Source organism: Devosia rhizoryzae, from assembly GCF_016698665.1.
Taxonomy (GTDB): domain Bacteria; phylum Pseudomonadota; class Alphaproteobacteria; order Rhizobiales; family Devosiaceae; genus Devosia; species Devosia rhizoryzae.
In genome coordinates this window covers 1,651,620-1,665,317 of the sequence record NZ_CP068046.1, presented here as the reverse complement: position 1 = coordinate 1,665,317, position 13,698 = coordinate 1,651,620, and the positions used below count along the sequence as shown (strand labels likewise).

The 13,698-nt window shown below is 62.1% G+C and carries 9 protein-coding genes; 7 read left to right on the top strand and 2 right to left on the bottom strand.

The window, feature by feature from the left end:
• The first annotated feature begins 125 nt into the window (after nt 1-125).
• The 5 genes from JI748_RS08260 to JI748_RS08240 all read left to right on the top strand — a co-directional run bounded on the left by JI748_RS08260 (nt 126) and on the right by JI748_RS08240 (nt 6,313).
• Nucleotides 126-1,223 (top strand): alpha/beta hydrolase, encoded by a 1,098-nt coding sequence (locus tag JI748_RS08260; RefSeq protein WP_201636741.1) that lies wholly within the window; start codon nt 126-128, stop codon nt 1,221-1,223.
• A gap of 57 nt (nt 1,224-1,280) precedes the next feature.
• Complete coding sequence (locus tag JI748_RS08255; protein WP_201636739.1) at nt 1,281-3,086, top strand: YbhB/YbcL family Raf kinase inhibitor-like protein; 1,806 nt, start codon at nt 1,281-1,283, stop codon at nt 3,084-3,086.
• A gap of 194 nt (nt 3,087-3,280) precedes the next feature.
• Complete coding sequence (locus JI748_RS08250) at nt 3,281-4,318, top strand: cupin domain-containing protein (RefSeq protein ID WP_201636737.1); 1,038 nt, start codon at nt 3,281-3,283, stop codon at nt 4,316-4,318.
• 3 nt (nt 4,319-4,321) lie between these two features.
• On the top strand, nt 4,322-5,449 hold the full coding sequence (locus tag JI748_RS08245) for a cobalamin-independent methionine synthase II family protein (RefSeq protein WP_201636735.1): 1,128 nt from the start codon (nt 4,322-4,324) through the stop codon (nt 5,447-5,449).
• 162 nt (nt 5,450-5,611) lie between these two features.
• On the top strand, nt 5,612-6,313 hold the full coding sequence (locus tag JI748_RS08240; RefSeq protein WP_201636733.1) for an RraA family protein: 702 nt from the start codon (nt 5,612-5,614) through the stop codon (nt 6,311-6,313).
• Nucleotides 6,314-6,468: 155 nt separating this feature from the next.
• Here the strand turns inward: JI748_RS08240 and hisD are convergent, their stop codons facing one another.
• Nucleotides 6,469-7,767 carry a histidinol dehydrogenase gene (gene hisD / locus JI748_RS08235; RefSeq protein WP_201636731.1) on the bottom strand — a complete coding sequence of 433 codons (1,299 nt, stop codon included), beginning with the start codon at nt 7,765-7,767 and terminating at the stop codon, nt 6,469-6,471.
• 214 nt (nt 7,768-7,981) lie between these two features.
• Here hisD and JI748_RS17400 point away from each other — a divergent pair, with 214 nt between their 5' ends.
• Both JI748_RS17400 and JI748_RS08220 read left to right on the top strand, forming a co-directional pair.
• Nucleotides 7,982-9,910 carry an alpha/beta fold hydrolase gene (locus JI748_RS17400; RefSeq protein WP_233280642.1) on the top strand — a complete coding sequence of 643 codons (1,929 nt, stop codon included), beginning with the start codon at nt 7,982-7,984 and terminating at the stop codon, nt 9,908-9,910.
• 349 nt (nt 9,911-10,259) lie between these two features.
• A complete protein-coding gene (locus JI748_RS08220; RefSeq protein WP_233280641.1) occupies nt 10,260-12,683 on the top strand; it encodes an EAL domain-containing protein in 2,424 nt (807 codons plus the stop codon).
• Here the strand turns inward: JI748_RS08220 and JI748_RS08215 are convergent.
• Nucleotides 12,680-13,579, bottom strand: coding sequence for an N-acetylmuramic acid 6-phosphate etherase (locus JI748_RS08215; protein ID WP_201636729.1), 900 nt, complete (start codon nt 13,577-13,579; stop codon nt 12,680-12,682). The genes JI748_RS08220 and JI748_RS08215 overlap by 4 nt on opposite strands.
• Between the last annotated feature and the right edge of the window lie 119 nt (nt 13,580-13,698).

Genomic DNA, 13,698 nt, shown 5'->3' with positions numbered 1-13,698 from the left:
AACTGCTTTGGAAACCCATCGTTGATGCAACCGAAGGTGGTTTTGCGGCCCGAGCCTGAAGGGCGGTTCGTTCGTGTTTCCCCTCAAACGACCACTCAAAAGGCTTTTGGCCAAAGGATAATCTGATGCGCAGCCTGCTTCTCGCCACCACCGCGCTAGCTACTCTTGCGATGCCTGCCTTCGCGCAGGAAGAACCCCGCCCCGTCGAAGACGAAGTCGCCACCAGCAAGGATAGCGGCACTGTCGATCGTTCCAACCCTGAAATGGCTCAGGTCATCACCAAGCTGATGGAGCTGGGCGCAAAGCCAGTGCACACCCTCGACGTTCCTGCAGCGCGGGCGCAGCCAACTCCCGCCGATGCAGTAGAGGCCGTGTACCTCGAAACTTCCGGGGACGAGCTGACCCCCGAGCCGGTCGCCAAGACCGAAGACATCAAAGTCGATGGCGCCGAAGGTGAACTCGACGCCCGTGTTTATTGGCCCGAAGGCGTGGCCGATGGCAGCGAAGCCCTGCCGGTCATCGTCTACTTCCACGGTGGCGGCTGGGTTATCGCCGATCTTGACGTCTATGATGCGTCGCCGCGTGCGCTCGCCAACCAGGCGAAAGCCATCGTTGTCTCCGTGCACTATCGCCAGGGCCCTGAAGACAAGTTCCCGGCAGCTCATGACGATGCGATCGCCGCTTATAGCTACGTCGTCGAGAATGCCGGCGAGTGGAACGGCGACTCCTCGCGCATCGCCGTTGCCGGTGAAAGCGCCGGGGGCAATCTCGCCGTTAACGTGGCCATTGCCGCGCGCGACCAGCAGTTGACCGAGCCGTCTGCCATCCTCGCCGTCTATCCGGTGGCTGGCGATGACCTCGAGACGCCGTCCTACATTGCCAACCAGAATGCGGTGCCGCTCGGCAAGGCAGACATCGAATGGTTCGTTGGCCACTACCTCAACGACATGTCTGAGGCCGCCGATCCGCGCATCGACCTCGTTGGCAGCGCCGACCTCGAAGACCTGCCGCCGACCACCATCGTTGCGGCCGAGATCGATCCGCTCAATTCCGAAGGCATGATGTTGCGCGACAAGCTCGAAGAGGCTGGTGTCGAGGTTTCGTACCAAAACTGGAACGGGGTGACCCACGAGTTCTTCGGCATGGCGGCTGTCGTGCCGGAGGCCAAGGAAGCGCAGGACTTTGCCGGCGCTGAACTGCGCGAAGCGCTTGGCAGCGAGTAATCATCGAGCCCGGCTGAAAAGCCGGGCTTTTTCTTTGTTCATTTCCCTGAGGTCACAATGAAAAAGCAGATCATCGTCGCGACGGTTTCGGCCACAGCGCTGCTTGCCGCAGCCCCCGTCCTAGCCCAGCCGCAAGGCACGATCGGGCAATATTCCGATGTCGTTGTCGAAGGTTCGATCCTTGAGCCCGAACCGATCACGGTAAGCGACGATGCCGAATTGGCTGACCTCATCAAGGTGCCGGAAGGGTTCACTGTCGAAGTGGCGGGCCGCGAGTTTGGCAATATTCGCATCCTCGCCACCCATGGCGATCACCTCTACGCCACGCGCCGCACCGAGTCGGACGTCATCCGCTTCGACGACGAGGACGGCGACGGCAAGTATGAAGGCTATACCGTGGTGGCGGGCAGACCCGGCATGCATGGCATCGCCATTCACGAAGACACGGTCTATCTGGCCACGGTCAATCAGGTCTTCACCGCGCCGATCAACGAGGACGGCAGTTTCGGTGAACTCGAGATGATCATCGACGACCTGCCCGATGGCGGTCAGCACCCGAACCGCACCCTGGCGATCGGGCCCGATGGCATGCTCTATATTTCTGCCGGGTCGACCTGCAATGCCTGCGCCGAAACCAACCCGGAAAGCGCCACCATGCTGCGCGCGAAGCCGGATGGCACCAGCCGCACCATCTTTGCCACCGGGCTGCGCAACACGATCGGCTTCGGCTGGGAGCCGGAAACCGGCGTTCTTTATGGCGCAGATCACGGCATCGACTGGCTGGGCGATAACGAACAGCAGGAAGAGATCAATCGCATCGAACAGGGCAAACAGTATGGCTGGCCCTATGTGTATGATTTCTCGCGCCTCAACCCGCAGGACAATCCACCCGAAGGCATCACGCTCGAACAATGGGCCGAGCGCAGCGAAGAGCCAGTGCTGGGCTATACCGCCCATTCTGCTCCCATGCAGATGGCCTTCTACACCGGCACAGCCTTTCCGGAAGAATATCGCGGCGACGCCTTTGTCGCCATGCGCGGCTCCTGGAACCGCCGGCCACCGAGCGGTTACGAGATCGCCCGCGTTGACTTCACCGATGGTGAGCCGACAACGTGGGACCACTTCGCCGAGGGCCTGCTGATCGAAAACGAAGAGGGCGGTTATGGCTTTCTGGGCCGGCTGACCGGCGTCACCCAGGCGCCGAATGGCGATTTGCTGTTTGGCGACGACTTCAACGGCATTCTTTACCGGATCTCGTATGAAGGCGGCGAACAGGCCGATACGGCCGAAGCACCGATGCCACCCGACGTGACGGTGAAGCCCGCGGAGTCGGACATCGCCATCAATATCGTCGAGGCCGAAGGCGCGGTCGATGTGTCATCCCCATCCTTCGGCGCTGGGGAAATGATCCCGCTCAAGCATGCTGCCGAAGGCGACAACGCGTCGCCGGCGCTCGAATGGGGCACGCCACCTGAAGGCACCCAGTCCTTTGTCGTCATGGTTGACGATCCTGACGCAGCCGAGCCAAAGCCCTTCGTTCACTGGGTACTCTTCGACATTCCTGGCGATGCAACCGGGATTGATGAAGGCCTTGGTACAGATCCGGTGCTGCAAAAGCCGGAAATGGCCAAGCAAGGCGTCAATAGCCGCGGCCAGATCGGCTATATGGGTCCGCGTCCACCGCTCGGCGATCCTGCGCACAACTATCACTTTCAGGTCTTTGCTCTCGACATAGCGGAACTGCCGGTAGAACCGGGCGCCAAGCGCGAGGATGTGCTCGCAGCCATGGAAGGTCATGTTCTGGCCGAAGGCGAGATCATTGGCACCTATGAACGCCCTGGCTCGGAAAAGCCGCTGAACTAGCAATCTGCGGGCGGGTGACGCGAGGCATCCGCCTGCCTGTTCTGTGCTGTATCTACGTATCCAGAGCCCAGCTAGACATGCGCAACTCGCCGCACCCGCAAAACAGCGGCATTACGCTTTGCAACCGCGCTTGCATACGAATGCAAACTTCTCCATCTTAGTCCCACTTCTGCGTCTCATGAAAGGAACGAGCCATGAGCAAGTGGACACAAGCTGACATGGAAAAGCGCCTGGTGCGCTATGCCGATCTCAAGGGCCTGCGCAACGCGTTTATCGACGCGCGCACACCCGGTTCGGACCGCAAGGAAAACTTCACCATCATCGGGCCGGGCGTTTCCGAGAACCCGGCGCAGGTGGTGCATATTCCCGAAGCGCACGGCTTCAATTTCGGTGCCGCCCGCCAGCCCTTCGGCTGCACCAATTCGCAGCACTCGCACCTTACGGCCGAGACCTTCCTGGTCCATACCGGCAAGTGGCGCTTCGTTTTCGGCGCCAACAAGGACGAGGGTTACCTCGACGTCGAGCCGGGTGACGTGGCTACCGTGCCCACCCACATGTTCCGTGGCTTTGAAAAGCGCGACGAAGGCACCGGCTTCCTAGCCGTGGTGCTTGGCCATGACGATCCAGGCAAGGTCGTCTGGGCGCCCTCCGTCTTCAAGATGGCCGAGGATTTTGGCCTCAAGCTCCTTAAGGGCGGCAAGCTGATCGACACCACGCTGGGCGAAAAGGTGCCGGAAGGCGCTGAAATGGAACTGCCCCCCGATGAAGCCAAGATGCGGGAATTGGCCACGCCGCCGATGGACGAGCTCGCCAAATACGCGCTCAAGCCGGAGCAGATGAAGGCTAATCCCAACTCTCCGCTCGCCGGTGAAGGCGTCGAGGAAGCAGCGCTGATCGGCGATGTCGATGCCGCTGACGGCTTCAAGGCCGGTCCGATCGTTGGCCACTGGCAGCATGGCTTCGCCCTCCGCCGTCTCAAGCTCGAGACCGGCGCCGTGGTGCCCGCACATAGCCGCAGCGAGCAGGAAGTGTTGTTCGTCCAGTCCGGCACGCTGGAAGTGACCTGGGAAGATGGTTCGCTTATTCTGGGTGCCGGCGACACGCTGACCATCCCGGTCGGCCTGGCGCATGGTTTCCGCAACCCGGCTTCGGCCGATGCGATCACCTTCATCATCCGCGGCGCGGCCTCACCCGCTGCCCCGCAGTTCCAGACCGCACAAGCTGCAGAGTAAGCTATGGCCCACAAGATCCTCACCACCCATGTCGGCTCCTTGCCGCGTTCCAAGCAGGTGACGGACCTTGTGTTCGCGCGCGAAGCCGGCGTCCCCATCGACGAGGCCGGCTTCAACACCATCATCGGGGCGGCGGTCGACGACATCGTCGCCAGGCAGAAGGCGGCAGGCATCGACCTGCCGTCCGATGGCGAAATGAGCAAGATTTCCTACGCCACCTATATCAAGGACCGGCTCACCGGCTTTGACGGCGACAGCTCGCGCCAGCCGCCGGCTGACCTCGAAATGTTCCCCAATTTCCTCAAGCGCCAGGCCAATACCGGTGGCACGCCGACCTATCGCCGCCCCAAATGCGTCGGCGAAATCACGGTAAAAAGCCTCGAGCCGCTGCGCGAAGACGTTGAAGCCTTCGGTGGCGCGCTCAAGCGCAACGGCTATGCCAAGGGCTTCATGAACTCGGCGACGCCGGGTGTCATCGCGCTGTTTCAGCCCAACGAATTCTATTCGACGCAGGACGAGTATCTCGAAGCCGTGGCCGAAGGCATGCGGGTCGAATACGAGGGCATCGTTGAAGCCGGTTTCATCCTGCAGCTCGATGCGCCCGATCTCGGTCTCGGCCGGCACATGATGTACAAGGATCTCGATGACGACGGCTTCCTCCAGGCCGCCGGCCGCCACATTGAGGTAATGAACCACGCGCTGCGCAATATCGACGGCTCGAACGTGCGCATGCATGTGTGCTGGGGCAATTATGAGGGCCCACATGTCTGCGACATCGCGCTCAAGAAAATCCTGCCGGGCCTGCTGAAAGCCAAGCCGCGGGCGTTGCTGTTTGAAGGCGCCAATCCGCGCCACGCGCATGAATGGATCGACTGGAAGAATGTCGATTTGCCCGACGACTATGTGCTGATCCCGGGCGTCATCGACTCGACCTCCAACTTCGTCGAGCATCCCGAACTCATCGCCCAGCGGCTCAAGAATTTCATCGACATCGTCGGCGCCGACCGCGTCATCGCCGGCACCGATTGCGGCTTCTCCACCTTCGCCGGCTTCGGCGCCGTGGACCCGGACATCGTCTGGGCCAAGTTCAAGGCGCTGAGCGAAGGCGCGGAGATCGCCAGTCGCCACTGAATTAAAGGCTCCTGCAACACCTCTCCCTCTGGGGGAGAGGTCGACCCGAAGGGTCGGGTGAGGGGGCCTTATGATATCAACGAAGGCCTCCTCACCCGGCGCTGCGCGCCGACCTCTCCTCCAAAGGAGAGGTGAAGAGGGCGCCGCGCCATTGGAGCAACCATGCCAACCATTTCTCCCGACGTCCTTGCCGCTCTCCGAGCTGCCGACACTCCGACCGTCTGCAACGCGCTCGAACACGTCATGGGCGGCCGCACCGCCGAGGGGTTCACCAAGACGCCGGTTGTCTGTGCCGATCCCAGCCTGCCGCCGGTTGTCGGCTTTGCCCGCACCGCCAAGATCCGCGCATCGTCGCCGGCACAAAAGCCCGCAGCGGAAGTGCGGGCTCTGCGCATGAAATACTACGAGTATGTTTCCGAGGGCGAAGGGCCAAACGTCGTCGTCATCGAGGACACCGATTTCCCCCACGCCATCGGCGGTTTTTGGGGTGAGATGCAGGTGGCGCAGCACAAGGGTCTGGGCGTAGCCGGCACGCTGACCAATGGCGTGTTGCGCGATCTTGGCATGCTCGACGAAGGCTATCAGGTGATCGCCGGATCGATCGGCCCCAGCCACGCCTTCGTGCATGTGACCGAGCTCGACGTCCCGGTCACGGTCTTTGGCATGAACGTACGGCCGGGCGATCTGGTCCATGCGGATCGGCATGGTGGCGTGGTCATCCCGGCAGAGCATATCGAGCGCATGGCCTGGGCGATCGATGTCGTGATGCGCAAGGAAGTGCCGATTTTGACCGCCGCCCGGGCGCCGGGGTTTAATGTTGAGAAGCTGAAGCAGGCTTGGCTGGACGCGGATAAGATCAGCTGAGGGCACTCGGCTTCCGCAACCACCGGCTGTCACCCCGGCGAAGGCCGGGGCCCATCTTGAGATCTCAGGATGGATCCCCGCCTGCGCGGGGATGACACCGAGGGTGTGGGAAGTAGTGGTGCACAAAAAAGGCCCGCTTTCGCGGGCCTTTTCTTTTAGTTCGCCTTGGACTGCATCCGGTCCAATCGCAGCTGCGCTGCCCTGCGGTGGCCTTCGAGGCCTTCGCTCGCCGACTGGCGGGCCGCCGGGGGCGCAACCTGTTCGACGCCGCGCTCGTCCAGCCACTGATACGTCGCGATTTTGACATAGGCGCCGACCCATAGCCCGCCGGTATAGGCGCCGGCACCCATGGTCGGGAGCGTGTGGTTGGTACCCGAGCACTTGTCGGAATAAACCACGCTGGCGAGTTCGCCGATGAACAGCGAGCCGTAATTGCGCAGCTTCTTGGCGAAAGCCTTGGCATCCACCGTATGCACCTGGAGGTGCTCGGCCGCGATCAGGTCGGAATAGCCGATCATCGCGTCCTCGCTGTCGCAGACGGTGATTTCGCCATAGTTGATCCAGGCTTCGCGGGCGGTGTTGGCAGTCGAGAGCGTTTCAAGCTGCTTTTCGACCTCCTTGAGCGTCGCTTCGGCCAGCGCGCGGTCGGTGGTGATGAGACCGACGCGGGTGCGGATGTCATGCTCGGCCTGGGCCAGGAGGTCGGTGGCGATCATTTCTGCATCGCCCGAGGAGTCGGCGACAACGAAGATTTCCGAAGGACCAGCGAGCTGGTCGATACCGACCGGGCCAAAAACCTGGCGCTTGGCTTCATTGACGAAGGCATTGCCCGGTCCGACGATCTTGTTGACGGCCGGAACGCTCTCGGTGCCGTAAGCCATGGCGGCGATGGCTTGGGCGCCGCCGATCTTGAAGATGCGGTCGGCGCCGGAAAGAGCGCAACCGGCAATCATCGCCTTGTGGGCATTGGGCGGCAGGCAGGCGATGACTTCATCGACGCCGGCGACCTTGGCAGGGACGATGGTCATGATCGGCGCGGACAGGAGCGGATAGCGGCCACCGGGAACATAGCAGCCGACGCGCTGGATCGGGATCACGCGGTGGCCCATATGGACGCCAGGCAGGGTCTCGACCTCGAGCGGCAGGATCGTGGCCAGTTGCGCCTCAGCAAACTTGCGCACGTTGTTGATGGCGAACTCGGTGTCCTTGCGGGTCTGCGGATCGAGTTCGTCAAGCGCTGCCTGACGCTCTTCGGCAGTGACTTCGAAAACCTCGATGTCCGACTTGTCGAACTTGGCCGAGTATTCCCGAACAGCCGCATCGCCATTGGCGCGCACGTTCTTGATGATCTCGCTGACCAGCGTTTCCACCGGTGCGTTGTCGCCGATGGAAGAACGCTCCGGCGCCTTCACATATTCGACGCCTGGGAACGGTGAAACGGCACTCTGTGTCATCAAAATCTGCTCCGAAATTAGCGTTTGGAAGGGCCTCGGCTAACGGAGGGTTAGCCTTTAGCGTGTCCAAACCGGTGTCGAATTGATCTTGCATACGTATTCAATATTTGCCAGAGTTTTTTCCAGTTGAGGACGGTTCGATGGTGGTCGGGTCGGCCGGAGGAACCATGACCTATTTCCAGACTGGTCTTCATTTCGCCCTAGCGTGTGCAGCGTGAACCAGTCGGCACCCATCAAACCTGCAAGCGCCAAGGCAGAGCAGCTTCCGCTGCTGTTGCTACCCGGCACCGCCTGCGACGGCCGGCTGTTCGAGCCGATGCTGGCGCATCTCGATGTGCCGGTGACGATCGTCGGCGACCTCAACGGCGCATCTACCGCAAAGGAAGTGGCCGCCAAACTGCTCGAGCAGGCGCCCGAACGCTTCTCGCTGCTCGGCTTTTCGCTGGGCGGCATCGTGGCGCTGGAAATAGCGGCCCAGGCGCCGCAGCGCATTGCCCGGCTGGCACTGGTCGACACGACAGCTCGGCCGGTTCCCGCGGACGACATCGACCGGCGGCGCGTGGAAGTCGTCCGCGCGGCCGAAACCGGCATGGCCGATTATGTGCGGGGCGGCTGGGACCGGTCGGTTGCGCCCGGCAATGTCGGCAACACCCAATTGCTCGAAACCGTCATCGCCATGGCCGAAGACCTCGGCGCCGATCGCCTCGGGCCGCAGGTCGAGATCGGCATCAGCCGCGCCGATAGCCGCAAGCGGCTGCGCAAGATTGCCGTGCCGACGCTGGTTCTGGCGGGCGAGCACGAGCAGGTCTGCACGCTCGAGGCGCATCGCGAGATCGCCGACGCCATTACCGGCGCACAATTTTACACCATTCCGCAAGCAGGACATTTCGCCCCGCTTGAAAATCCAGCCGCGGTGGCGCGTCATGTGCGCGACTGGCTGGAACGGACCACGATCAACGAAATGCCGGCCAAGGCGGCCCAAGGAGCAGTGATGAGCGACGTAACCAGCAACCCCAAGATCAAGGGCAGTTCGGAGGTGGCGCTGGAAGAAAGCGTGCTTCAGGTCGAGCGCCGCGATTATCGCGATATCGCCCCGGACGATCGCCCGCGCTCGCAGTCGCTCGATGGGTTCGATGACATCTATACCGACATCGTCGACTACATCATCCGCTGCACCCACAAGATCTGGGATGAGCGCGACATCGGGCTGATCTATACCCACTATACGCATAACTGCGTGCTCTATGGCACCACCGGCACGATCTACAATCGCGAAGACGTCGTCCGCGACACCATCCAGCGGCTGGTCTCCTTCCCGGAACGCCGCGGCATGGGCACGCAGGTGATCTGGAACGGCAACGACAAGGACGGTTTCTACACCAGCCACCTCGTGACCGGTTCGGGCCGCCACACCCAGTATGGCCACCTCGGCCAGCCGACCTTCAAGCCCTTCGTTTCGCGCACGATCGCGGACTGCATGATCCATCGCAACATGATCTACCGCGAGTGGGTCGTGGCCGATCAGATGGCGATCATCAAGCAGTTGGGCCTCGACCCCAACCACTTCGCGGCTCGCACCGCCAAGTCCAAGTTCGACGCTGGCCTCACCTCGCTCGACATCGGTGAAAACCGCCGTTTTCTCGGTCAGACCCGGCCCAATGAGAAGGCCGACACGTCGCTGGCGCACAACGATGTCGAAGCCCAGACCATCGAAATGCTGCATGAGGTCTTTACCAAGCGCATGTTCGGCCGCATCGCCCAGGATTACGCGCCCAATGCGCAGTATCATGGTCCGCTGATGAAGGAGCTATACGGCCAGGCCGCCATCATTCACCAGCATCTGGGCCTGATCGGCTCGCTGCCGGACGCCTCCTATGAAGTCCAGCACGTGGCCTCCAATCCTTGCGAAGAAGGCGGCACCAAGGTCGCCGTGCGCTGGCTGATGGAAGGCCATCACCTCGGTTATGGCATTCTCAACGAACTGGGTGACCCGACCGGCAAGCGCGTCCAGGTGATGGGCATGAGCCACTACCACTGGAAGGACGGCAAGATCGTCGACGAATGGAACGTCTACGACGAGCTTTCCATGCTGGTGCAGGTCAAGCTCGGCCAGCTTGCGGAAAACGCGCAGGCAGGTGCCTGATTGCAAGATGCGGACTTAGGTCTGCACATCTCTGATCCACGAAGGTCATCCCCGCGAGAGCGGGGATTTCTGTTTCAGGTGGGGCCATAAGTGAGCCTGGCGCCTGCGGATTCTCGAAAGACGACAAAGTTGCGCAGTACTCAATGCAATGGATCTGACACTTTTCAGCTCACGTAGCGCCGCGCGTCTTGCCGTTCACCTGTTTTCGGCGCCTCTACAAAGATAAACTTTTAAGCATGGCAGAAGGTGTTCGGGCCGAGCGGCTGCAGAGATCCGCTCCGTAACTTTCCTGTAAGGTGATCTCCATACCACTGCGGAGGTCTGATTGCTGAAGCGGGCAGGTGGTAGAGTGCTGGACTTTTTCTTTACGGGACATGATTTCCGTCTGGTGCTGCTGGCGGCGGTGGTGTGCCTCGTTTCGTCCTATGCCTGCATCAGCCTGATGCGCCACGCCAAGCGAGCGACCGGCAAGATGAAGGTGGTGTGGAACGTCGTTTCCGCCCTATCGGTCGGCATCGGCATCTGGGCAACGCATTTTGTTGCGGTGCTCGCCTTTCAGCCCGGCTTTCACTTTGGCTTCGACATGGGTCTCACGACCCTGTCGCTGGCCATTTCCGTTCTGCTGTGCGGCGGCGGCATTGCCATGGCGGTTCACGGCACCAATCGCTTCGACCGCATCCTCGGCGGCGCCACGATCGGCGTCGGCATCTCGGTAATGCACTATACCGGCATGGCGGCGCTGCTGCTTGAGGGCGAGATCGCTTGGCAGTCGGGCGCCGTCACGGTGTCGATCCTCGCCGGCATCGTCCTGGCGAGCGCAGCCGTAGTCGTCGGTTTCGATGGCAATGCCCGCCGTAGCCTCGCGGGCGCAGGCCTTTTGACTGCCGCCATTTGCGCCATGCACTTCACGGCCATGGCGGCTGCCGATTTTTCCGCCTGTACCGCCTTGGCCGGCGCCAGCGAAATGAATTCCGGCCTGCTGTCGCTCGTCATCGCCTTGACTTCGCTGATGGTCCTGGCCGCAGCGTTCGGGAGCCTTTTGCTCGACGAGGTCGACCGGCGTCACACCATGCGCGAAGCTGTCCGGCAGGCGGCTGATGCGCAGCGGCTGGCCGAGGTCAATGACCGGCTGAGCCTGGCGCTGACCCATATGGGGCAGGGGCTGGCGCTGTTTGATAGCGAAGGCACGCTCTTGCTCCACAACACGCGCTTGCTGGAACTGCTCGACCTGCCCAAGAGCACCAATGCCGTCGGCGAACGGCTTGACGCTCTGTTGTGCCGGTCTCTTGAAGCGCGTGGCATGGACGCGGTGGCCGCCAAGGCCAAGGCCGAAGAGATCGCGGCGAGCTATGCTTTGATGTCGGAGCAGGTCGGTGGCGACATCGTCCAGCAATTGTCCGATGGCCGCGCCTACCGCGTCCGCAGCAACAAGGCAGGGCGCGGCGCATGGATCGCGACCGTCGAGGACATTTCGGCGAGCCGGCGCGATGCCGCGGCCATCGCTCATATGGCCCATCATGACTCGCTGACCGGACTGCCCAATCGCGCCCGATACAATCAGGTGCTCGACGGAGCGCTGGAGGCTGCACTGGCCAGCGGGGATAAGCTGGCCGTGGTGGCGCTCGATCTCGATCGGTTCAAGGACATCAACGACAGTTTCGGTCACGCAGCAGGCGACCAGGTGCTGCGGGCGCTGGCGGACCAGATCAATGGCGGATTGAAAGACGGCGAAATGGTTGCACGCCTCGGCGGCGACGAGTTCGCTGCCGTCAAACCCTTCACCACCATGGCGGCCCTGCGCGACTTCCTCGACCGCCTCGATCAGGCTGTGAACGGTCGCGTTCGATATGGCGAAAGCATGCTGATGGTGGGCGGCAGCATCGGCGTCGCCATCTATCCCGATGACGGCCGCGACCGCTCGAAACTTCTCAACAACGCCGACCTCGCGCTTTACCGCGCCAAGGCTGAACTCGACCAGCGCATCTGCTACTACGAGCAGGAAATGGACGAGGCGGCACGCGAGCGCCGCGCGGTCGCCAAGGACCTGTGGACCGCGATCGAAACCGAGGGCTTTCACCTCGCCTACCAGGTGCAAAAATCCGTCACCACCGGGCGGACGACTGGCTATGAAGTGTTGTTGCGCTGGAACCGGCCCGGCCACGGCCCGATGTCGCCGGCCGATTTCATCCCGATCGCTGAAGAATGCGGGGCAATTGGAGCCATCGGCGCCTGGGTTCTCTCCGCCGCCTGCCGCGAGGCTGCCGCGTGGCCCGAGCCGCACAAGATCGCCGTCAACGTTTCAGGCTTGCAGCTGGCGCAATTCGAACTTGTGGACATGGTAAAGCACGTTCTCGATCAGACCGGATTGGCACCACACCGGCTTGAGCTCGAAGTGACCGAAACCGCGATCATCGCGGATCGCAAGCGGGCCTTGGCCGTGCTGAGCAACATCAAGGCGCTGGGCGTTTCCATCGCTATCGACGACTTCGGCACCGGCTATTCTTCGCTCGACACGCTGCGGTCTTTTCCCTTCGACAAGATCAAGCTCGACCGCTCATTCATGCCTGAAGTGGAGCATGACGAGCAGGCCAAGGCCATCATCCGGGCCATCCTGGCGCTGGGCAAGAGTCTCTCGGTTCCCGTGCTGGCGGAAGGCGTTGAAACATCTGCGCAGCTCGATGTGCTCCGCGCCGAAGGCTGCACCGAGGCGCAGGGCTTTCTGCTCGGCCGTCCCGGGGTGATCGACTGGGATGGGATGCGGCGCTCGGCCTAAAGGCTTTTTGCGAGCTCAGCCAAGGCCGGCCGCAACATGTCGCCATGCATCGAAAGAAGCTGACTAGCTTGCTTTGGGGAGGCGCCGGCGGCAATCAGGATCGCCGGCTTGACCGCGCCCTGGCTCGTCTCGAGCGCCTTGGCCGCCGTAGCGTCATCTACCTGCGCCGCGGCCATGACGATGCCACGAGCCCTGCCGCGTAGCTTCTCATTGTCGGCGATCACATTGACCATCATGCCGTCATGAACATGGCCAAGCTCGATCGCCATCAGCGTCGATAGCATGTTGAGCGCAATCTTTTGCGCTGTGCCGGCACCCATCCGGGTCGAACCGGCAATGACCTCTGGTGGAGTAGGCAAGCACACCGCGACATCCACATGGTCGAAGAGGATGGCGCCGGCATTGTTGGCAAAACCGATCGTTCTGGCACCGGCAGCCTGCGCCGCTTTTGCCGCTGCGACCGGGTAGGGGGTGTGACCGCTAGCGGTGAGCGCGATTAGGGTATCCTTTGGACCGGGCCGCAGCGCCTTGACCGCTGCGGCGGCTGCTTCCCCATCGTCCTCGGGACCGCCGCGCAAGTCTTGCAGCGCCTCCGTGCCACCGGCCAGCAGCACCACGACTTGGCGGCGCTCGATGCCATAGGTGCCAGGCAGTTCCAGCGCATCGGCCAAGGCCATCAGTCCTGAACTGCCTGCTGCGGCGTAAATCAGTCTTCCGCCTTCTCGGACGGTCTGGGCAGCGGTATTGGCTGCGCGTGCGATCTGCGGAATCGCCGCTTCCACCGAGGCAGAAGCAGCCACCTGACCCGCCGCAAGCAACTGCAGGATTTCGGTGGCAGGCCGCAGATCAAGACCTTGAGCCTGGGCGTGGAACTGTTCGGTCTGCTTGTTGGTCATGATCCCTCCGTCGACCGTCGATAATGCCAAAAAAATACCACTTGTCCACCGGTAGAGGGACGCTTGAAAGTGAGGCCACAAATGCAGCTGCCAACAAGCTTCTCGTCAAAATACGGGAA